Annotated in this window: 23 protein-coding genes; 9 read left to right on the top strand and 14 right to left on the bottom strand. The window is 68.4% G+C overall.

The window, feature by feature from the left end; genetic code table 11:
• Positions 1–3: 3 nt before the first annotated feature.
• Genes G6N67_RS06645 through G6N67_RS06620 form a run of 6 tightly spaced genes read right to left on the bottom strand, consistent with a single transcriptional unit; the run spans position 4 to position 6,883 of the window.
• Positions 4–615, bottom strand: coding sequence for an NUDIX hydrolase (locus tag G6N67_RS06645; protein WP_051578776.1), 612 nt, complete (start codon positions 613–615; stop codon positions 4–6).
• On the bottom strand, positions 608–1,975 hold the full coding sequence (locus G6N67_RS06640; RefSeq protein WP_036433505.1) for an MFS transporter: 1,368 nt from the start codon (positions 1,973–1,975) through the stop codon (positions 608–610). The genes G6N67_RS06645 and G6N67_RS06640 overlap by 8 nt, the downstream gene beginning before the upstream one ends.
• Complete coding sequence (locus G6N67_RS06635; RefSeq protein WP_051578777.1) at positions 1,972–2,751, bottom strand: enoyl-CoA hydratase/isomerase family protein; 780 nt, start codon at positions 2,749–2,751, stop codon at positions 1,972–1,974. Before G6N67_RS06635 ends, G6N67_RS06640 begins: the two co-directional genes overlap by 4 nt.
• A gap of 4 nt (positions 2,752–2,755) precedes the next feature.
• On the bottom strand, positions 2,756–3,955 hold the full coding sequence (locus G6N67_RS06630) for an acyl-CoA dehydrogenase family protein (RefSeq protein WP_036433506.1): 1,200 nt from the start codon (positions 3,953–3,955) through the stop codon (positions 2,756–2,758).
• A gap of 40 nt (positions 3,956–3,995) precedes the next feature.
• A complete protein-coding gene (locus G6N67_RS06625) occupies positions 3,996–6,056 on the bottom strand; it encodes an acetate--CoA ligase family protein (protein ID WP_036433507.1) in 2,061 nt (686 codons plus the stop codon).
• Positions 6,053–6,883: an SDR family oxidoreductase gene (locus G6N67_RS06620; RefSeq protein ID WP_051578778.1), complete on the bottom strand. Its 831-nt coding sequence runs from the start codon at positions 6,881–6,883 to the stop codon at positions 6,053–6,055. Before G6N67_RS06620 ends, G6N67_RS06625 begins: the two co-directional genes overlap by 4 nt.
• A gap of 247 nt (positions 6,884–7,130) precedes the next feature.
• On the opposite strand from G6N67_RS06620, the gene G6N67_RS06615 reads away from it, so the two are divergent.
• From G6N67_RS06615 to G6N67_RS06605, 3 genes are read left to right on the top strand one after another with little or no spacing between them, the layout of a single operon-like run.
• On the top strand, positions 7,131–7,760 hold the full coding sequence (locus G6N67_RS06615) for a TetR/AcrR family transcriptional regulator (protein ID WP_036435713.1): 630 nt from the start codon (positions 7,131–7,133) through the stop codon (positions 7,758–7,760).
• Between the two features lie 46 nt (positions 7,761–7,806).
• Complete coding sequence (locus G6N67_RS06610) at positions 7,807–8,967, top strand: XdhC family protein (RefSeq protein ID WP_036433508.1); 1,161 nt, start codon at positions 7,807–7,809, stop codon at positions 8,965–8,967.
• Positions 8,964–9,866 carry an LLM class F420-dependent oxidoreductase gene (locus G6N67_RS06605; protein WP_036433509.1) on the top strand — a complete coding sequence of 301 codons (903 nt, stop codon included), beginning with the start codon at positions 8,964–8,966 and terminating at the stop codon, positions 9,864–9,866. Before G6N67_RS06610 ends, G6N67_RS06605 begins: the two co-directional genes overlap by 4 nt.
• Here G6N67_RS06605 and G6N67_RS06600 read toward each other — a convergent pair.
• Positions 9,863–10,516, bottom strand: coding sequence for a DedA family protein (locus G6N67_RS06600; RefSeq protein ID WP_179976851.1), 654 nt, complete (start codon positions 10,514–10,516; stop codon positions 9,863–9,865). The genes G6N67_RS06605 and G6N67_RS06600 overlap by 4 nt on opposite strands.
• A gap of 129 nt (positions 10,517–10,645) precedes the next feature.
• Between G6N67_RS06600 and fbaA the strand changes: the two genes are divergently transcribed.
• The gene (gene fbaA, locus G6N67_RS06595; RefSeq protein WP_036433511.1) at positions 10,646–11,683 is read left to right on the top strand and encodes a class II fructose-bisphosphate aldolase; all 1,038 of its coding nucleotides are present in this window, start codon (positions 10,646–10,648) and stop codon (positions 11,681–11,683) included.
• A gap of 79 nt (positions 11,684–11,762) precedes the next feature.
• On the opposite strand, the gene G6N67_RS06590 is transcribed toward fbaA, so the two are convergent.
• Positions 11,763–12,311: a CHAP domain-containing protein gene (locus G6N67_RS06590; RefSeq protein ID WP_051578779.1), complete on the bottom strand. Its 549-nt coding sequence runs from the start codon at positions 12,309–12,311 to the stop codon at positions 11,763–11,765.
• A gap of 24 nt (positions 12,312–12,335) precedes the next feature.
• The gene (locus tag G6N67_RS06585) at positions 12,336–13,097 is read right to left on the bottom strand and encodes an Rv0361 family membrane protein (RefSeq protein ID WP_036433513.1); all 762 of its coding nucleotides are present in this window, start codon (positions 13,095–13,097) and stop codon (positions 12,336–12,338) included.
• Positions 13,098–13,162: 65 nt separating this feature from the next.
• Between G6N67_RS06585 and G6N67_RS06580 the strand changes: the two genes are divergently transcribed.
• Positions 13,163–13,579, top strand: coding sequence for a DUF3151 domain-containing protein (locus G6N67_RS06580; protein ID WP_036433514.1), 417 nt, complete (start codon positions 13,163–13,165; stop codon positions 13,577–13,579).
• On the opposite strand, the gene G6N67_RS06575 is transcribed toward G6N67_RS06580, so the two are convergent.
• Positions 13,580–14,479 (bottom strand): cation diffusion facilitator family transporter, encoded by a 900-nt coding sequence (locus tag G6N67_RS06575; protein WP_036433515.1) that lies wholly within the window; start codon positions 14,477–14,479, stop codon positions 13,580–13,582.
• Positions 14,480–14,638: 159 nt separating this feature from the next.
• Between G6N67_RS06575 and G6N67_RS06570 the strand changes: the two genes are divergently transcribed.
• Positions 14,639–15,031, top strand: a complete 393-nt coding sequence (locus G6N67_RS06570; RefSeq protein WP_036433516.1) for a hypothetical protein — start codon at positions 14,639–14,641, stop codon at positions 15,029–15,031.
• Between the two features lie 4 nt (positions 15,032–15,035).
• Here G6N67_RS06570 and G6N67_RS06565 read toward each other — a convergent pair whose 3' ends face one another.
• Together G6N67_RS06565 and G6N67_RS06560 are read right to left on the bottom strand one after the other, a co-directional pair.
• Positions 15,036–15,815, bottom strand: coding sequence for a site-2 protease family protein (locus tag G6N67_RS06565; RefSeq protein ID WP_036433517.1), 780 nt, complete (start codon positions 15,813–15,815; stop codon positions 15,036–15,038).
• A gap of 29 nt (positions 15,816–15,844) precedes the next feature.
• The gene (locus tag G6N67_RS06560) at positions 15,845–16,435 is read right to left on the bottom strand and encodes a hypothetical protein (RefSeq protein ID WP_036433518.1); all 591 of its coding nucleotides are present in this window, start codon (positions 16,433–16,435) and stop codon (positions 15,845–15,847) included.
• 84 nt (positions 16,436–16,519) lie between these two features.
• Here G6N67_RS06560 and G6N67_RS06555 point away from each other — a divergent pair, with 84 nt between their 5' ends.
• The 3 genes from G6N67_RS06555 to G6N67_RS06545 are packed head-to-tail and all read left to right on the top strand — an operon-like array spanning position 16,520 to position 19,123.
• Positions 16,520–17,815, top strand: a complete 1,296-nt coding sequence (locus tag G6N67_RS06555) for an adenylosuccinate synthase (protein WP_036433519.1) — start codon at positions 16,520–16,522, stop codon at positions 17,813–17,815.
• Positions 17,812–18,441 carry a PaaI family thioesterase gene (locus G6N67_RS06550; protein ID WP_036433520.1) on the top strand — a complete coding sequence of 210 codons (630 nt, stop codon included), beginning with the start codon at positions 17,812–17,814 and terminating at the stop codon, positions 18,439–18,441. Before G6N67_RS06555 ends, G6N67_RS06550 begins: the two co-directional genes overlap by 4 nt.
• Positions 18,442–18,460: 19 nt before the next feature.
• Positions 18,461–19,123 (top strand): hypothetical protein, encoded by a 663-nt coding sequence (locus G6N67_RS06545; RefSeq protein ID WP_179976806.1) that lies wholly within the window; start codon positions 18,461–18,463, stop codon positions 19,121–19,123.
• A gap of 76 nt (positions 19,124–19,199) precedes the next feature.
• Here the strand turns inward: G6N67_RS06545 and G6N67_RS06540 are convergent, their stop codons facing one another.
• Complete coding sequence (locus tag G6N67_RS06540) at positions 19,200–19,391, bottom strand: ferredoxin (protein ID WP_036433521.1); 192 nt, start codon at positions 19,389–19,391, stop codon at positions 19,200–19,202.
• A 5-nt stretch (positions 19,392–19,396) separates the two neighbouring features.
• On the bottom strand, positions 19,397–20,599 hold the full coding sequence (locus tag G6N67_RS06535) for a cytochrome P450 (protein WP_036433522.1): 1,203 nt from the start codon (positions 20,597–20,599) through the stop codon (positions 19,397–19,399).
• Positions 20,600–20,610: the final 11 nt, after the last annotated feature.

Here is a 20,610-nt window from a genome sequence, read left to right as displayed (position 1 = left end):
CTGCTACACGCGCGTGAACTCGGGTTCCAGCAGATCGGCGACGCTGATCGACCGGCCCAGCAGCGCAACCTCGCGGAACTGCAGCAGGATGGCGCCGGTGGGGGCGTGCACCACCATGTTGCTGCGCAACGGCATCTGCAGCAACGGACCGGCAGCGGTCGTCGTCCAGCGGGGCAGCTCGGCACTGACCAGCCGGCTCAACGCAATCCGGTGCAGCGAGTGCACCTCAGCCGGATTGCGTTGCAGCCTGGGCGATCCCGTCGTCATGGTGACGACGGGTGTGATCACGAAACCGGAATCGGTGACGTAGTCGTCGAGCTGCCCGACCACGTCCTGCTCGGTCAGCCGCAGGCCGACCTCCTCGTGCAGTTCCCGCACCGCGGCCTCGACGGCCGTCTCGCCGGGTTCGATCCGCCCGCCGGGCAACGCCCACTGGCCGCTGTTGAGGCCGCGCGGCGCGCGTTTGATCATCAGGATCGTCGCATCACGCTCGGCGTCCAGGACGCACACCGTGACGGCGGCCGCTCGGCCGGCCGCACGGGCGGGCACGCGGGTGAAGCCGGCGAGGTTGCGCCGAACAATGTCGGTCCATGCCGTGGCCATCGGCTCAGGCATGCGTGACCTTCGCGCGCTCCGGTGTCAGGCTCGACACCTCCTCCAGGCTCTTGCCCTTGGTCTCGGGCGCCATGAACAGGCACACCACGAAGGCTCCCGCGGTGAGGATGGCACCGAACAGCATCGTGGTGCCGGTGCCAAGAGCCGAGATGCTCAGCGGCAGCAGGTATGTGCCGGTGGCCGCGCCGAAGCGGCTCACGCCGGTCGCGAAACCGACTGCCGTGGCCCGCAATTCGGTGGGAAAGAGCTCGTTGGGATAGATCCACACCAGGATGCTCGGCCCGCCGGAGATGAATGCGTACACGCAGAAGCAGCCGACGATGAACCACAGCGGACCGCCGGCCCACAGCCACAGACCGGCCAGCGGCAGCACCATGAGGCCGAGCGGCACCACCGCGATGGGACGGCGTCCCCAGCGCTCGACCAGCCACAGGGCCGGGATCGAGCCTGCGACGATCAGACCGATGATGACGGTCTCGACCACGAGGCCCATGGGGCCCTCACCGGAGATGTTGAACCCCTCCAGGATCGTCGGCAGGAAGGTCAGCAACGCGTACAGCGGCGTGACGACGGCCAGGTACAGCGCGGAGCACATGATCAGCCGACGGCCGTACTGGCCCTTCAGGATCGACGACAGCGGGAACTTGGCCTTGGGCTCGTCGACGTCGGCGGTCACCTGGCTGAGGTCCAGTTTGACGCCGTAGATGCGCTCCACGACGGCCTCGGCATCGGCGACCCGGCCGTTGTTCATCAGCCAGCGGGGCGATTCCGGGATACCCCGGCGGATCAGGATGACGACGACACCGAGGATGGCGCTCGACGCCAGCAGCCAGCGCCAGTTGTGGTTGCCGCCAGAGGCGCCGACGACGACGGCGCCCACGACGTAGGCGGCGACCGCACCGGCCGACCACGCCACCGCGGACATGCCGACCATGGCGCCGCGCTTCTTCGACGGCGTGAACTCGGTCAGCAGCGATGTCGCGATCGGATAGTCGGCACCGATCGCGGCACCGATGACGAAGCGCAGCACGATCAATTGCCAAGGGGCCGTGACGAACACCGACAGGCCACAGCCGACGACCAGCACCAGCAGATCGAGCGCGTACATCTTCTCGCGGCCCACGCGGTCGGTGATCACACCGAAGACCGTGGCGCCGAAGAAGATACCGATCAGCGATGCGGCGCCGATCAGTCCGGACTCGGTGGTGGTGGGGTTCATGTCCTCACCGACACCGATCAGGGCCACCCCGATGATGCTCATGACGTATCCGTCGAGGAACGGGCCGCCGCAGCAGGCGATGAGGAGTTTGGTCAGGAACCCACGGTTGGTGGGCCGGTCCAGGACGTCGAGTGGGTTCATCGAGCTTCTCCAGGGGATGGTTCGGCGCCGTGGCCGGCGGTGTTGTTGAGCAGGGCGTAGGCGAGTTGTTCGAGCACCAGCGATGCGGATCGGGAGGCGTCGACGCTGGCGTCGAGTACCTGCTTGGTGACCGACATGGTCATCGGGTGGAACCGGGCCAGCTCGGCGGCGACGGTCAGTGCGGTCGCGACATGCTCACCCGCCGGCGCGATTTCGGTGACGAGGCCCCAGGCTTCCGCGACGGCGGCATCGATTCGGCGTCCCCGCAGGATGAGGTCGCGGCTTCGGCCCGGCCCGAGTATCCGGGTTGCGCGGGTGACGCCACCCGACGACGGCAGGATGCCGATCCCGACCTCGGGGAATCCGAAAACCGCTGCGGGGTCGGCGACGCGGATGTCGGCGGCCAGCGACAGTTCGAGCCCGCCGCCGAGGCAGTAACCGGTGATGGCCGCGACCGTCGGCTGGGGGAGGGCGGCGAAGACCTCGTAGACCGATCCGGATTCGCGGTAGTAGCGCGCGATGGCGGCCGGGGACATGTCGCGCAGCTCGGTGACGTCTGCGCCGGCCGAGAACACCGTGTCCCCGCCGGTGACCACGACCGCCCGGCTCGACGTGACCTCGTCCGTCCGCAGGGCGCGCAGCAGCTCGGTCTCCATATGCGTGGACAGCGCGTTGCGCTTACGTTCACGACACAGTGTCACGACGGCGACGTCGCCTTCGCGTCGGACCTGGACACTGCCTTGGTGTTCCGCGCTGCTGGTTGCCCCGGCCGCCATCGTCTTACTTCCCGTCCGTGGCGTAGGGGAAGGACAACAGCTTCTCGAGGCCGCGCTTGTTGGTCTCGTTCGCGATGACCAGGCGCTGGATCTCGGAGGTGCCTTCCCAGATCCGGTCGACCCGCAGCTCGCGCCACAGCCGCTCGACCGGGTAGTCGCGGATGTAGCCGCGACCGCCGAAGATCTGCACGGCCCGGTCGGCGACGCGGTTGGATGCCTCGGAGGCGGCCAGTTTGACTGTTGCGGCCTTGGCGTGCAACGTCTTCCGCTGGTCGGCGTCGTTCGGGTCGGCCTGGTCGAACTCCCACGCGACCTGGTGGGTCAGGGCCCGGTTGGTGGCGATGTCGACGACCGAGTCGGCGATCATGCCCTGGATCAGCTGGCGGTTGATCAGCGTGTCGCCGCCCTGGACGCGCTCGCGGGCCCAGTCGACGGCCAGCGTCAGTGCGCGTTCGGCCGCACCGATAGTCCGGGCCCCGATCATCAGGCGCTCCTCGGTGAACCAGTCGCGGGTGAGCTCCAGGCCTTGGCCGATGCCGCCGAGTACCGCCTCCGGACCGACCTTGACGTCCTTGAAGGTGAACTCGGGGTGCTCGTAGACGAAGGTGTGCGTGAAGCGAGGCACGTTGGTGATGCTCACGCCGGGACTCGGCACGTCGATCAGAAACATCGTCGGGGCGTTGTCGGGCTGCACGTAGGCCAGCACGATCAGGTAGTCCGCGACGTCACCGACGGTGACGAACCACTTTTCGCCGTTGATGCGGTAGCCTCCGTTGCCGTCCGGCGTCGCGGTGGTCTTGGCCGCGGAGAAGTCGGAGCCGGCATCGGCCTCCGAGATGGCCACGGCGTCGCGGCGGTCACCGCGGGCACCCGGGATCAGGTAGCGCTCACGCTGTTCGGGCGTGGCGTGCGCCAGCGGATTGGCCGGCCGCCACACCGCGTCCCACAGCGCGTTGGTCAGCTTGCCCAGCTCGTCCTGCACGACGACCTGCTCCAGCACGCTCAGGCCCGCGCCGCCGAACTCCACGGGGGTGTTGATGGCCTGCAGTCCGGCGTCGAGCACCGCGGCCTTGATGACGGCGTGTGACTCGGCGGACAGCCCGTTGTTGTGCTCGCATTCGAGCTCGAACGGGATGATCTTCTCGGTCAGCGCGCGGGCGCGTTCCTTGAGTTCGGCCAGCCGTGGGGTGTATGCGAATTCCATTGTGGGATGCTTCCTTTCGTAACTGTGGGTCGCGGGGGTATCAGGGGTTCAGGACGATGCGGGCGTCGAGGCCCAGCGCGCCGGTCGGCGTGGCCAGCAGCGGGTTGACCTCGAGCTCGGTGATCTCGGGATGGTGCGCGGCCACCGAGGTGACCGCCGCGATCGCGGCCGCTGCCGCATCCAGATCCACGGGCGGGCGGCCGCGGACGCCGTGCAGCAGGGCAGCCGCGCGCAGGCCGTCGAGCATGTCGCGGGCGGTCGCCTGGTCGACGGGAGCCAGCGCGAACGCGACGTCCTTGAGCACCTCGGTGAAGATGCCGCCGAGGCCCACCATGGCGACCGGGCCGAACCGCGGATCGCTCTGCACGCCGACGATGAGTTCCACGCCGTCGCGCAGATCGGCCATCGCCTCCACGCAGAATCCCGGCGGTTGCAGGCGCTCCTGCATGTCCAGCACCGCGGCTCGGAGTTGGTCCTCGTCGGCCAGGCCGAGCGCGACGCCGCCGGAGTCCGACTTGTGCAGCAGGCCCATGGCTTTCACGACGACGGGATATCCGATGCGTGCCGCGGCGTCGGCGGCGGCGTCGGCCGATTCCACCAGTGCCGCGCCGGGGAAGCTCAGCCCGGCCGCGCGGAACAGCTCTCGAGCCTCCCAGTAACTGTCGGATTCGGCTGCCCGCTCGGCGGTTTCGGCGAGCTGCGGCACCGGGGGCGGGGTCTTCCCGTCACCGAATACGGCCAGGGTCCGGGCGGCGTCCTCGACCGCGGCGAACACCGGAAGACCGGATTCGGCCAGTACCCGCGCGGCCTCGCTGCCGTGGTGCATGGTGTGCACCACGACGGGCTTGCCGTGGGCTTTGGCGATGCGCGTCATCTCATGGGCGGTCTCGATCTCGCGGGCGGCCAGCGTGTCGCCGTAACCCCCGTAGCCGCCGAAGTATCCGGTGATCAGCACGGCATCGAGGTGTTCGTTGGACAGCGTCGTCTCGAGCACCTTGGCGAACGACGTGATGTCCTGTTCGCCTGCCCCGGCCAGATCGACCGGGTTGGTCACGGCCGCCGACGGTGGCAGCAGGGCACGCAGCGCGGCACTCACCGAGGCGTCGAACTCGGGCACACTCAGGCCCGCGGCCTCGACGATGTCCGAACCGACGCCGGCGTGACCACCACCGTCGGCGACCACGCCGACGCGCCGAACCCCGGTGGGCCCGAAGCTCAGCAGTGCGGCCGCGGCGTCGGCGAGTTCACGCGGGGAGTGCACCCGGCGGACACCCGCGGCGCGGCACGCGGCGGCGATCACGGCGCTGTCGGAAGTCAGTGCGCCGGTGTGGGATTGGGCGCCGCGGACGGAGGCTTCGCTGCCTCCGACGGTGAGCAGCAGCACGGGCTTGCCCACCGCGGCGGCTTCCGCGGCGGCCGCCACGAACGCGCGGCCGTCGCCGAAGTCCTCGCAGTACACCGCGATCACATCGGTGCCGGTGTGCGCCGCGCACGAGCGGATGACGTCGGCGACGCCGAGATCTGCCTGGTTGCCGAGGGATACGAAGCGCGAGAAGCCGTGACCGCGCGCGGCCAGGAACCCGGACAGCTCCAGCGCCATGTTGCCGCTCTGGGACAGTAGTGCGACGCGTCCGGCCGGCATCGGGTTCGACGCGAGGTACAGCTGGGTCGTGGAGTCCAGCACGCCGAGACAGTTCGGGCCCAGCAGCAGCGCGCCCGCGTCGCGGACCCGCTTGACGATGCGTTCCTGCAGCACCCGGCCTTCGGCGCCGAGCTCGGCGAAACCCGCTGTGACACCGACGATTGCGCGGGCTCCCGCGGCCAGGGCGTCTTCGACGGCCTGCTCGAAACCGGCAGCCGGGACCGCAACGGCGACGAGGTCGACCGGATCGGACACCTCGGCGAGCGCTGTCACGGTCTGCCGGCCCAGCACGGGCTCACCGCGCCGGTTCACCAGATGCAGAGCCCGGTCGCCGGGCATGCGGAGCGCCTGCACGCTGAGCCAGTTGCCGTATTTGGTCTCGTCGTTGCTTGCGCCGATGATCGCGACGGAGCGCGGGTCGAACAGCGCGGTGAGATCGCGGGGCAGGGGCCGGTTCATTCGTCGTCCTTCAATTGCGGAGCGGGTTGGGCGTTGCCCCAGGCGTCGGCACCGCCGTCGATCACGACGGTGGTGCCGGTGATGTAGGAGGAGGCAGGGGAGGCGAGGAAGGCGATGGTGGGCGAGATGTCCTCGGCGGTGCCGAGGCGTCCGAGCGGGACCGCCGCGGCCCACTGGGCCCGGGCGTCCTCGGCGTAGTTGGCGTCCATGCCGGCCGTCGCGATGGTGCCGGGGGCGATGCAGATGGTGCGGATCCGGTACTTGCTCCACTCCAGCGACAGCCCGCTGGCGAGGTTCTCCAGGGCCGCGCGGGCCGACGTCGCGTGCACGAACGACGCGATGCCGCGGCGCGGCGAGAATGCCATGAAGAAGATCACGCCACTGCGCTGCGGGATCATCGCGCGCACCGCGACCTCGCGGGTGACGGCCCAGGAACCGTCGACCGCCAGCCGGTGCACGGCCCGAAAACCCTTGAGGCTGATGTCCTCGGCGGGGGCCGAGAACTGTCCGCCCGCGTTGTTCACCAGCACGTCGATGCGGCCGAACCGATCAAGCGTCTGGGTGACCATCTCGGCGACCTGTTCCTCGTCGCGGATGTCGGTCGGCACTGCCAGCGCACGGGCACCCATGGCCTCGATCTCGGCGACGGTGTCCTTGAGCGGTTCGGCCCGCCGGCCCGCCACCACGATATCGGCGCCGCAGCGGGCGAATTCCAGCGCGGTCGCCCGGCCGATTCCGGTGCCCCCGCCCGTGATCAACACGACGTTGCCGCGGTGCAACGAAGGGCTCAGGGCGCCGGCTGTGCGCGTCGACGGCTCTCCCACCATGACTCCTTACGACTGACTGATGCATCAGTTATAACGTGACTGCCCACACCTCAGTCAATACTTGTGAGCCACATCACAGGATATCGTCGTTGTAAAAGTGGCATTGAACTGGCTGTTTGTGTCCAAATCTCCTTCTAGCCTCAACGTTGCCTCCAGGTTGCTCGCCCACCTGCCGTCTGACTGACGCGTCAGATTGCAAGTTGTGGTTTGATTGCTGAGTCAGGCGAACCCGGAAGAGAAGACCGACGTGACTGCTGAGAATGCCGACGATTCCCGGAAAGCCGCGATCCTCGACGCCGCGGCACAGCTCATCGCCGAGCGGGGTTATCACGCGGTCCGCATCGCGGACATTGCGCAGGTGGTCGGTACCAGCACCGGGACCGTGCACTATTACTTCCCCGGCAAGAACGACGTCCTGACCGCGGCCCTCAAGCACTCGATCGATCATGCGTTCAGCAGGCAGAGCGTCGAACTGAAGGCCATCGACGACGCGCATCAAAGGTTGCTCAAGCTCATCGACATGCAGTTGCCCCGGGTGGGGCCCGTGCGCGAAGAGTGGTCGGTGTGGATCCAGTTCTGGGCCGAGGCGATGATCCGTCCCGAACTCAGGCCGATCCACGGTGCGTACTACGAGCGGTGGCGCGAAACCATCAGGCGCGTCGTCGAGCGCGGCCAGCGTCAGCAGGTGTTCCGTACCGACGTCGATCCCGAGACCATCGCGCACCGACTGTCGGCGTTGACCGACGGCATGGCGATCCAGGTGCTCACCGGCACGCCGAACATGACGGTCAGCGCCATGAAGGAAGTCCTCGTGGAGTACATCCACGACGCGCTCATCCCGCGGTCGCCCGCGGTGAACCGGGGCGCGAGCGCCTGACGGGCTCAACCTGAGCACCCGCACAGTCTCGGGATACCTTGAACGCGTGAGAGATGTGCTGGCCGATTTGATCGAGGTCTGGCGCACCGGCGGCACGGCCGGAGTCGCGACAGTGGTGCGCACCTTCCGGTCGGCGCCACGCCCGCCCGGCGCCGCGATGGTGGTGGCACCGGACGGAACGGTCAGCGGATCGGTGTCTGGCGGCTGCGTCGAAGGCGCGGTCTACGAGCTGGCGGGCGAGGTCGTCGCGGACGGCGCACCCGTGCTGCAGCGTTACGGGGTCAGCGACGACGACGCGTTCGCGGTCGGGCTCACCTGCGGCGGCGTGCTCGACGTATTCGTCGAAGCCGTGTCTCAGAGGACTTTTCCCGAACTGGAGATGCTGCTCGCCGACATCGACTCACACCGGCCTGCGGCGATCGCGACGGTCATCGCGCATCCGGACCCGGCGCGAGTCGGCCGGCGGCTGGTGATCCGGTCCGATGCGGTCACCGGCACGCTCGGCACCGAGCGGGCCGACGCCGCCGTCACCGACGATGCCCGTGGCCTGCTCGACACGGGCCGAAGCGGCGTGCTGACGTTCGGCCCGGACGGTGAACGGCGCGGCGAGGGCATGGACGTGTTCGTGGCGAGTTTCGCGCCGCGTCCCCGGATGCTGGTGTTCGGTGCCATCGACTTCGCCGCGGCGGTCGCCAGACAGGGTTCACTGCTGGGCTACCGGGTGACGGTGTGCGACGCGAGGCCGGTGTTCGCCACGCAGGCGCGGTTTCCGACCGCCGACGAAGTGGTCGTCGAATGGCCGAACCGGTACCTGGCACAACAAGCCGCCGCCGGGGCGATCGACGGTCGTACCGTGATTTGTCTGCTGACGCACGACCCGAAGTTCGATGTGCCGTTGCTCGAGGTGGCGCTGCGGTTGCCCGCGATCGGTTACATAGGCGCGATGGGCTCGCGGCGGACGCACGACGACCGGATTGCGCGGTTGCGGGAAGCCGGCCTGACCGACGACGAGATCGGGCGCTTGTCGAGCCCGATCGGTCTCGACCTGGGGGCGCGCACACCGGAGGAAACCGCCGTCTCGATCGCCGCGGAGATCATCGCGCAGCGGTGGGGCGGCACCGGCAGGCGCCTGGCCGAAACAGGTGGACGGATACATCACGAACATGCCGACGATCAGAAACCGACCGAATCGAGGAGCGCGCATTGACCGCACGAGCACACATCGACTTCCCTGCCCGCGTGGGAGTTTGGTGGGCCAGTGACACCTGGTCCATGCCGGAAGCCCAGAAGGTGGCGCGAGATGTCGAGGCCCTCGGCTACGGCTCGTTGTTCCTGCCGGAAACCGTCGGCAAAGAAGCCCTGACCCAATCGGCAGCGTTTCTGGCGGCGACCGATCGCCTGGTGGTCGGCACCGGCATCGCCAACATCCACGTGCGGGTTCCGTCGGCGGCGGAGTCCGGCGCGCGAACCCTGACCGCGTTGTATCCCGGCCGCTTCGTGCTCGGGCTCGGGGTGAGTCACGGCCCGCTCGTCGAACGCGGTCTCGGTGGCACGTACGACAAGCCGCTCGCGACCATGCGCAGCTACCTCGACCGCATGGCTGCGGTGCCCGAGCAGGTCGAGCCCGGGGTCGGGCGCCCGCCACGGCTGTTGGCCGCGCTGGGCCCGAAGATGATCGAAGTCTCCGGTACGCACGCAGACGGTGCACACCCGTATCTGGTGACGCCGGCACACACCGAGACCACACGCGAAATCCTCGGTCCCGACCGCTGGGTGGTGTCGGAGCAGGCCGTTGCGATCGGTGGTGACGACGCCGATCAACTCGCGCGAGCGCACAGCCATCTGGAGGTCTACAGCGGTCTGCCGAACTACCGCAACTCGTGGTTGCGGCAGGGCTTCGACGAGTCCGACCTGGTGCGTGGGGGTTCGGACCGGCTGGCCCGCGCGCTGGTGGGCATGGGTGGCGCCGAACAGGCAGCTGCCGCGGTCACCGCGCATCTCGACGCGGGTGCCGATCATGTGGTCGTCCAGGTGCTCGGAGCGGGTCCGACCGCGGATCCGCGCCCTGCGCTGACCGAGCTGGCCGCCGTGCTCGGTCTCGGCTAAGGGGTCGGCTCGGCGGCCTTCTTGGCCGCCCGCCGCCGCTTGTACCACTCGATGAACATCGGGGCGACCGAGGCCAGCACGATCAGGATGAAGATCGGCTCGAGCAGTTTCTGGATGATCTCGAAGCTGCCCAGCCAGTAGCCCAGCAGCACCAGGCCGACGCCCCAGACCACGGCACCGAGGATGTTGTAGAAGCTGAACACCGCGTAGCGCATGCGGGCCGCGCCCGCGACGATCGGCGCCAGGGTTCGCACGATCGGCACGAAGCGCGCGATGACGATCGCGAACGGCCCGCGCTGCTCGAAGAACGCGTGGGCCTCGTCGAGGTACTTCTGCTTGAGGAATCGGGCGTCGGGTTTGAACATCGAGGTGCCGATGGTCCGCCCGACGAAGTAGCCGACCTGGCCGCCGAGGATCGCGGCGATCGGGATGAACACCAGCAGGTGCCAGAGTTCGAAGTTGGCCTGCGAGGCCTCACTGGCCTCGGCGGCCGTGCCCGCCGCGAGCATGCCCGCGACGAACAACAGCGAGTCGCCGGGCAGGATCGGGAACAGCACGCCCGACTCGACGAACACGACGACCAGGATGCCCACGAGGGCCCACGTGCCGAAGGATCCGATGAGGTGCAGCGGATCCATGAAATCCGGCATGAGCGCGAGATTGGTCGTAACCTCTGGGACAGCGGTGTCGATCACGACTCACAAGGGTACCTGTGCCCGGTCACCGGCCCGTACCTGCGAGAATCCACGTCCGTAAAGGACTGGAAGGGAGAAGAGCCCATGCCGATTGCCACCCCTGAGGTGTATGCCGAGATGTTGGGCCGGGCCAAGGAGCACTCGTTTGCGTTCCCGGCGATCAACTGCGTCGGGTCCGAGAGCATCAACGCGGCCATCAAGGGCTTCGCCGATGCGGGCAGTGACGGCATCATCCAGTTCTCGACGGGTGGCGCGGAGTTCGGTTCGGGGCTCGGGGTCAAGGACATGGTCACGGGCGCCGTGGCGCTCGCCGAGTTCGCGCACGTGATCGCCGAGAAGTACCCGATCACGGTCGCGCTGCACACCGACCACTGTCCGAAGGACAAGCTCGACACCTATGTGCGTCCGCTGCTGGCCATCTCGGCCGAACGTGTGGCCGCGGGCCGCAACCCGCTGTTCCAGTCGCACATGTGGGACGGCTCGGCGATCCCCATCGACGAGAACCTGACCATTGCCCAGGAACTGCTGAAGGCCGCCGCGGCCGCCAAGATCATTCTCGAGGTCGAGATCGGTGTGGTCGGAGGCGAGGAGGACGGCGTCGAGGCCGAGATCAACGAGAAGCTCTACACCTCGCCGGAGGATTTCGAGAAGACCATCGACGCGCTCGGCGCGGGGGAGCACGGCAAGTACCTGTTGGCCGCGACGTTCGGCAACGTGCACGGCGTGTACAAGCCCGGCAACGTGGTGCTCAAGCCCGAGGTGCTTGCCGAGGGGCAGCGGGTGGCTGCGGCGAAGCTCGGATTGCCCAGTGGTGCAAAGCCTTTCGATTTCGTCTTCCATGGCGGCTCAGGCTCGCTGAAGTCTGAGATCGAGGATTCGCTCAAGTTCGGCGTGGTGAAGATGAACGTCGACACCGACACCCAGTACGCGTTCACCCGCCCCGTGGCGGCGCACATGTTCACCAACTACGACGGGGTGCTCAAGGTTGACGGCGAGGTGGGCAACAAGAAGACGTACGACCCGCGCAGCTACCTCAAGAAGGCCGAGGCCTCGATGTCCGAGCGCGTGGTCGAGGCCTGCAACGACCTGCACAGCGCGGGCCGGAGCGTGACGGCCGGCTAGTCCGCGCGAGCCCGTCGAACCTGAGCTTGTTTGTCAATTACCGCCCGAAAATGGAACACAAGCTCAGATTCGGCGGGAGCTAAACCAGCCGCCCGTAACCCAGGAGCCCCGCGGCGGGCCCTGGCGTGAACGACCGCACGCGGATCCCGCCCTCCTCGTTGCCGCCGACCGTGGTGATGGTGTTGTCATCAACGGCCACAACGAAATTGGTGTGCAACCCCATCGGGCTGCCTTCGGCGTAGAGGGCCACATCGCCTACTTGCGGGCGGTGGCGGGCGTCGGCGAAGCGGCCCGCGGCATGGAAATACTCCTGCAGCGTGTAGACGCCGGGGATGCGCCAGTGCCCTGAGTTCGGGTTGGCCAAGGGCTGCCCCGCCTCGTTGAGCACCCAGCTGACGAAGTCGGCACACCACGGCTCGGACACGCCTTCGGAGAAATGCTCGCCGGGCGGCTGTGAGTCGTACTGGACGCGCAGCACGTCGATGACGCTGCGTGCCGACGGGCTCAGTGCAGCCGCATCGAGTCGTGGGAACGTGTCACGTGGCGAACCTGCATCGCGGACCAGCAGGGCCGCCACTCCGACGGCCGCCACCGCGGCCACAGCGCAGAGCGCTGCCCACAGCTTCATTCCCCCCGTGACCACCGCATCAGGCTACCCGGCGGGGGCCTGGCAGACCTTCCACTGATCATCGCGGAACTGCAGGTCGAAGCTGCGCGTCGACCGCGTCTGCGGTGCAAAGGCCATAAAGGTGGTGACGTTGGCCTCGGCGTGGTCGCCGTTGACGATGACCTGGTCGATGCTGGCGACCACGGGGTACTGCTTGGCCGCGGCGACCCGCGCGTGGGTCTCGTCCCACGCCTTCTGGTCGTAGTTGACGTAGTTGTCGCGCGTGCTGCCGCACGTGATGGAGCGCAGCGCGGCCAGGTCACCGCGCTGGATCGCGCCGTCGAAATCCTGGATGGTCGCGCGGACCTTGTCCTCCTGCGAGGACGCCGACGAGGACTTGCGGGTCAGCAGTACGGTGCCGAGCACCGCGATGGCGGCCAGCGCGGCGATGACCAGCACGACGGCCACCACCCAGCCCCAGCTGCGGCGCGTCGCAGCCGGTTGCGGGGGCCGCGGCGGTTCCTCGCGGGCCGGAATGACCTGTGGTGCCGCGCCTTTCCCGGAGGGTGGCGCGAAGACCTCGGTTTCCGGGTCCGGCGGCGTGTCGATCTTCTGAGTTGATCCGTCGAAGCCCGACGGTGCGGTGTAGCGACGTTCGTCGGACTGTTCGACTGCCTCGGTGATCGCGGTCGGTGAGCCGATGACCTCGGTGGCGGGCTCAGATACCGGGTCGACCTCGATGTGTTCGGTCCGCTCGTCTGCCGCCTCCGGTGTGTTGTTCTCGTCCGGTCCCGTTGGATTCGACATCCCTGCTGCGGTCCTCCCGTACGTCCCTACCGGTGGAGCTTATCGGTCGGTGCACAATAGGCCCCATGACACGCATGGGTGATCTGCTGGGTCCGGAGCCGGTGCGTCTGCCGGGTGACCCGGCAGCCGAGGACGAACTCGCTTCCGGTGAGAAGCCCGCTGTGGTGGCGGCCGCACACCCGTCGGCGTCGATCGCCTGGGCCGTGCTGGCCGAGGAGGCGCTCGACGACGACAAGGCCGTCACCGCCTATGCCTACGCCCGCACGGGCTATCACCGCGGGCTGGACCAGTTGCGGCGCAACGGCTGGAAGGGCTTCGGCCCGGTGCCGTTCAGCCACGAGCCCAATCAGGGGTTCCTGCGCTGTGTCGCTGCGCTGGCGCGGGCGGCCGACGACATCGGCGAGACCGACGAGTTCCAGCGGTGCCTGGATCTGCTCGACGACTGCGATCCGTCGGCGCGCGCCGAGCTCGGGCTCGGCTAGCTACCACTTCGCTTCGCACTTGCAGTCGCCCGCGCTGTCGGGCGGTTCGACCTGCACGGTCGCGTGCTCCAGGCCGTGCGCGGTCAGCACGGCCCTGGCATCGTCGAGCACCTGCGCACTGTCGGCGCTGCTGGTCAGGTGCGCCGTGACCATGTCCTTGCCCGGCACCAGCGTCCACACGTGCAGATCGTGCACGCCCGTCACGCCGTCGACCGCGCCCAGCGCCGTCCGCAGCTCCTCGACGTCGATGTGGCTGGGGGAGGACTCGCTCAGGATGCGCAGGGCCGCGCGGGCCAGCGCGAACGCCCGCGGCAGCACCCACAGCGCCACCAGGACCGCGACCACGACGTCGGCGTAGGGCCAGCCCGTGGTGACGGTCACGATGCCTGCGATCAGCACGCCGATGCTGCCGACCGTGTCGGCCACGACCTCCATGTAGGCGCCCTTGACGGCCAGGCTGTGCTCGGAATCCGACCGAAGCATGAGGACGACGACGGCGTTGGCGATCAGGCCCGCCAGGGCCACGACGATCATCGGCACGCCGGGCACCTCGGGCGCGTCGCCGAGCCGTTCGAACGCCTCGTAGAGGATGAATCCCGCCACGCCGAGCAGCAGGGCGGCGTTGGCCACCGCGGTGAACACCTCGGCGCGATGCCAGCCGTAGGTCCGGTCCGGCGACGAGCTGCCGCGGCGCGCGAGCAGTACCGCTGTCAGCCCCATGAACATCGCGACCAGATCGGTCAGCATGTGGCCCGCATCGGCGAGCAGCGCGATGGAGTTGATCAGCAGCGCGGTCACGAGCTCGATGACGAAGAACGCCGACAGGATCGCGGCCGCGATGAGCATGCGACTGACCCGGGTGTCGGTGTTGTGATGGCTGTGATCGTGGCCTGCGCCCATGGCAGCAATATATGCGCATAATCGCATATGTTGCAACAGTCACCTTTGCCGCCGATCTGGAATCCGGCCCCTCACCTGCCCGTTGGCCAAAGTGTGAGGTCCGATGTCACCGCCCCCGCAGTCCCGCGTTCAGCCTGGTCCGTCCGGCCCGGCACACCGGTGGTGCGGCTGCTGGCGCGCCTGCTCGCCTGGCGGTACGACCAGCAGTTGGTCGCCGGGGTGATCGCCGAGCCGGGCAGTGCGCTGGCCGCGCACATCGCGCGGTTGACGTCGGATGCCGAACGGCGACAGCTCGCCGCGACGTTGCGATTCGTGCGGCCCGGTGCCCAGCGCAGGCCCGGGCTGGTCTCGTCGCGCATCCCGCTCGACCAGACCACGATCATCGAGGCCGTACCGGAGCTCGATGACGTCGTTGCGCTGCTGGAAGGGCCATGGCCCGTACGTGCGCACGGCGTCGCGCGCCTGCGCATGCTGCTCTCCGACGGGCTCGGGCCGTTCTACCAGCCGGGCGATCTGGCCGGTGCGCTGCGCGCCGTGATCGCCGACCTGTGACGGCTCAGAGCCAAGCCGACCAGAACCGGGTGAGCTGACCACCGATCTGCACCAGATACGGCGACACGCCGGACAGGTCGCAGATCGAATAGATCGCCCCGAAGAACCAGCGGTTGAGCGCAGGCGCGATCAGGAGCACCAGCAGGATCAGGAACCCCCACTGCTTGACGGGCTCCAGCGCGCGCTGCGTGTCGGGGCTCAGGTGCGGTTCGAGGGCCCCGTATCCGTCCAGACCGGGGATGGGCAGCAGGTTCAGGACCAGCGCGGTGATCTGCAGGAACCCCAAGAACGCGAGTCCGGACCAGAACACGCCGTGGGCGGCGTCGTAGAACAACCGCGTCGCCACGAGCAGCACCACCCCGAGCACCAGGTTCGCGGCCGGCCCGGCCAGGCTGACCAGGGTCTTCTGCCGCGCCGTCATACCCCAGGTGCGCACGTACACCGCGCCACCGGGAAACCCGATGCCGCCGAGCGCGATGAACAGCACGGGCAACCCCAGCGACAGCATGGGGTGTGAGTACTTCAGCGGGTTGAGCGTCAGGTAGCCGCGCACGGCCACATCGTGGTCACCGAACTTCCACGCGGTGTAGGCGTGGCCGAACTCGTGCAGGCACAGCGACACCAACCAGCCCGCGATCACCAGGATGAACACGCCGACGTAGGACAGTGGCTTCACGGTGTCGGCGGCCAGCCAGGCGATCACCCCGCCCGCTGCGGTGAGCGCGACGACGGCCAGGAAGACCGGGCTCGGCCGGACCGACTGATGCAACGGGCGGATGTTCACGATTCGACGCTACCGGCTCCCGGCGCAGTTCAGCCGACCCGCAGCCATCCTTCGGTGTGCCGGTAGAACGTCGAGCGGCGCAGCCGCTTGGGTGCGGCCACGCCGTCACGCGTCACGAGCACGCCCGTGGTGCCCAGCTGCGCAGCCCGCCCGGTCACCCAGCCACGGGGACGGCCACGCGGCGACAGCACGCTCGCGCGCAGGCCGGGCAGGCTCGACGTCGGCTCGATGCGGACGCCGGGCACCTCGCCGTCGAACAGCACGGTGTCGTCGACGACGGCCTCGCCGTGCAGCGTCGTGCCCTCGCTGCCACGCCATTCGGCTGCCGCGACGATCACCGCTCCCGTCTCGTCGCGGATCAGCGGCACGCGGCGCGCGGCTGCGGTGAGGGCGCGGCGTGCCGACCATGCGCCGGTGGCGTGCGCGACCTCGACATCGAGCCGGTCGGCCCGCAGCAACGCCGCGAGCACCGCCGCCAGCTCGGCGGCCGGGCCGGTCACGACGATCCGGCGCTGATCGGCGACGTCGTCGAGCTCGACTCTCGGCAGGCCCCGCAGCGGGCCCGGCGCGCCGGTGCCGAAGACCGCGACACCAGGCACGTCGCGCGTCCGGTTGGACAAAATGTGTGCTCCTCGCGTGCCCTGGGATAAGGTGACCTACCGGCTGCGTCACATTAGACGCGGAGATAGGCGGGAGATTACGCCATGCCGGCAATCGTCCTCATCGGCGCCCAGTGGGGCGACGAGGGCAAAGGTAAAGCCACCGATCTGCTCGGTGGCCGGGTGCAATGGGTGGTTCGCTACCAGGGCGGCAACAACGCGGGACACACCGTCGTGTTGCCCACCGGGGAGAACTTCGCCCTGCATCTCATTCCCTCGGGCATCCTGACCCCAGGGGTCACCAACGTCATCGGCAACGGTGTCGTGGTCGATCCGGGCGTGCTGCTCACCGAGCTCAAGGGGCTCGAGGACCGCGCGGTCGACACGTCGGGTCTGTTGATCTCGGCCGACGCGCACTTGCTGATGCCGTACCACGTCGCGATCGACAAGGTCGTCGAGCGGTACGCGGGCAGCAAGAAGATCGGCACCACGGGCCGCGGGATCGGTCCGTGCTACCAGGACAAGATCGCCCGCATCGGCATCCGCGTGGCCGACGTGCTCGACGAGCAGCTGCTGGCCGAAAAGATCGAGGCTGCCCTGGAATTCAAGAACCAGGTGCTGGTCAAGATCTACAACCGCAAGGCGCTGGAGCCGGCCGAGGTGGTCGAGAACCTGCTGGCGCAGGCCGAGGGCTTCAAGCACCGCATCGCCGACGCGCGGCTGCTGCTCAACCAGGCCCTGGAAAACGGTGAGACCGTGCTGCTGGAGGGTTCGCAGGGCACGCTGCTCGACGTCGACCACGGCACGTACCCGTTCGTCACGTCGTCGAACCCGACGGCCGGCGGCGCCGCGGTGGGCTCGGGCATCGGGCCAACGCGGATCACCACGGTGCTCGGGATCCTCAAGGCCTACACCACGCGGGTGGGGTCCGGGCCGTTCCCGACGGAGTTGTTCGACGACCACGGTGCCTACCTGGCCAAGACTGGTGGTGAGGTCGGCGTGACCACGGGCCGCGCCCGGCGCTGCGGCTGGTTCGACGCCGTGATCGCCCGCTATGCGACCCGCGTCAACGGCATCACCGACTACTTCCTGACCAAGCTCGACGTGCTGTCGAGCCTGGAGACCGTGCCCGTGTGCGTCGGCTACAAGGTCGACGGCAAGCGCACCGACGAGATGCCGATGACGCAGAGCGACATCCACCGCGCCGAGCCCATCTACGAGGAGCTGCCCGGCTGGTGGGAGGACATCTCGACCGCCCGCGAGTTCTCCGACCTGCCCGCCAAGGCAAAGGATTACGTGCTGCGGCTCGAAGAGCTTGCCGGCGCGCATGTTTCGTGCATCGGCGTGGGTCCCGGCCGCGACCAGACGATCGTGCGGCGCGACATCCTGGCCGAGAAGTGACGGACGAGCGACGAGAGTCCGTCTTCTCTCAGCACGGCGGCTTCCCGGTTTTCGAGGCCGCCGACCCCGGACCGGGTTTCGCGCGTTTCCTGACCGCGATGCGCCGGGCGCAGGATCTCGCCGTGTCGGCCAACCCTGACTCCGACACCTGGGACGACGCGGCTGACCGAGTCGAAGAGCTCGTCAAGCTGCTCGCGCCGTACGAGGCTGCCGAGGGTGTCGGCCCGGCCAACCGGGTGCCGGCCCTGCCGGGTGTCGGCAGTCTGCTGATGCCGCCGTTCACTGTGGCGACGTTCGAGCCCGAGGGTGTCGAGTTGAAGGTCGAGTTCAGCCGGTACCACGTGGGCGGCAACTATGCCGTGCACGGCGGCGTGCTGCCGCTGCTGTTCGACTCGGTGTTCGGCATGGTCATCCACGCCGCGGGCCGGCCGATCAGCCGGACCGCGTTCCTGCACGTCGACTATCGCAAGGTCACTCCGATCGACACCGTGCTCACCGCGCGCGGCTGGGTCCGCGAAGCCGAGGGGCGCAAGGCATTTGTCAACGCCGAGTTGCGGGATCCGGACGGTAACCTGCTCGCCGAGGCCAACGGGTTGATGATCAGATTGCTGCCCGGCCAGCCCTGAGCCGTGTCACTATGACGCGGTGATCCAGCAGCATCTGCACCGGTTGTCGACGCCTCGCGCGGCCGCGTTGGCCGGCGTGTTGTTCGCCCTGCTGTTCGGCGCCGCCGTCGTGATGATCTGGTCGGCGCTGCCGGAGGGCGACGTGCCGGGCACGCAGTGGACCGTCACGGGCAGCACCAAGATCCGATTGGCCTCGACGCTCATGCCGTTCGCGGGCATCACGTTCCTGTGGTTCATCGGGGTGGTGCGCGACGGCTTCGGCCGGTTCGAGGACAAGTTTTTCGCGTCGGTTTTCCTCGGCAGTGGCTTGCTGTTCCTGGCCATGGTCTTCGTCTCGACGTCGGTGGGAATGGCGTTGGCGCACAGCAGCGCCCACGTGTCCGACGAGTCGGCCCGCACCGAGGTGGTGACGTTCGCGGCCATGCTGCTGGTTGCCTTGAGCAAGACCTACGCCATCCGGATGGGTGCGGTGTTCATGATCTCGCTGGCCACCATCTGGCTCAAGACCGGGCTCATGCCGCGCTGGCTGGTCTTCTCGACGTATGCGATGGCGGTGGCCCTGTTGATCGCCGCCGACGTCTCGTTGTGGCTGGCCCTGGTGTTCCCGGCGTGGGTGCTGGTGGTCAGCGTGCTGCTGCTCGTGCGGGCCGGTGTGATCGGGGAGAGCCGGACCGCCGACTAGGTATCGCGAATTCGACGAAAATGCTGCTCGCCTAAGCGCTTTTACGACGTTTTCGTCGAACTCGGGGTCTGACGGCTCAGTCGACCAGCTTCAGCACGCTTGCCGGGCACAGCCGGACCGCTTCGCGCGCATGCTCCACTTCGGCGTCGGGCACCTCGTCGACCCGCACCACCACGACACCGTCGTCGTCCTGATCGAACAGCGCATCGGAGACCATGACGCAGTTGCCCGATGCGATGCACAGGTCGTGGTCGGCTTCAATCCTCATGGCACTCACCACCTCACCGTCAATGACCGTAACCCGTAGATGAAGTGGAAGGACCGGAACTGCACATCCTCGAACCGTTCGGCCAACGCCAGGTCAGGGAAGCGGCGCAGCAGCGCCGGGAAGGCGATGCGCATCTCCATGCGTGCCAGGGGTGCGCCCAGGCAGTGATGCACGCCGTGCCCGAACGCCAGGTGTCCGGGTGCGCCGCGGCGGATGTCGAGAACATCGGGATCGGTGATGAAATCCGGATCCCGGTTGCCGGCGGGCAGTGAGGCGAACACCAACTGTCCGGCGGGAATTCGTACGCCGGCAAGGTCGACGTCGGTGGTGGTGACGCGCGGGATGGCGTTCTGCACGATGGACAACCAGCGCAGCAGCTCCTCGACGGCGGGGCCGACGGCGGCGTCGTGGTCCCGCACGGCCGCGAGCTGATCGGGGTGCCGCAGCAATGCCAGCACGCCCAGCCCCAGCATGTTGGACGTGGTTTCGTGCCCGGCGAGCAGCAGCAGCCCCGCGATGCCGACGAGTTCGTCGTCGGTGAGTTCGCTGCCGTGTTCGCGGATCAGCATGCCCAGGATGTCCTCGCCGGGATCGCGCCGGGCCTGCCCGACCAGCGTGCGCATGTAATCCCGGCCCTCGCGTTGCAGCGCAATGCGTTCCGTGATCGGCCGGGACAGATCGAGCTGCCGCGCGGAGCGCTGCTGAAAGCCTTCGCGGTCCGCGTAGGGCACCCCGAGCAGCTCGCAGATCACCAACGAGGGGATGGGCAACGCGAAGTCGGCGACCACATCGGCGGGCGGCCCCGCGGCCGCCATGGCGTCCAGTTGCGCGTCGACGATCTCGACGATGCGGGGTTCGAGCCGCTTCATGCGGCGAATCGTGAACTCGGGGGTGAGCATCCGCCGCAGCCGCTGATGTTCGGGCGGATCGAGGCCGAGCAGGTTGCCTGCCCGCGCGCTGGCCTCCTCTTCGGGCGTCATCTCGGGCGCGCCGGGCAGCACGAAACCCGGGGGCCTGCTGTTGGAGAACCGTTCGTGATCGGCGAGCACAGTCTTGACATCGTCGTGGCGGGTCACCAGGTAGACCGGCATGTCGAGCACGCTGCGCACGGTGCGGACGCCGTCGGATTCGCGGATCTCCCGCAACTCCGCCGTCGGGTCGAAGTTGTTGCGCCGCATGTACAACGGCATCGTGGCCGGCCCAGTCATGCTTCGACGCT

This window comes from Mycolicibacterium mageritense (assembly GCF_010727475.1).
GTDB lineage: Bacteria > Actinomycetota > Actinomycetes > Mycobacteriales > Mycobacteriaceae > Mycobacterium > Mycobacterium mageritense.
The sequence above is the reverse complement of the archived record's forward strand: the minus strand, read 5'-3'. Positions and strand labels throughout refer to the sequence as shown.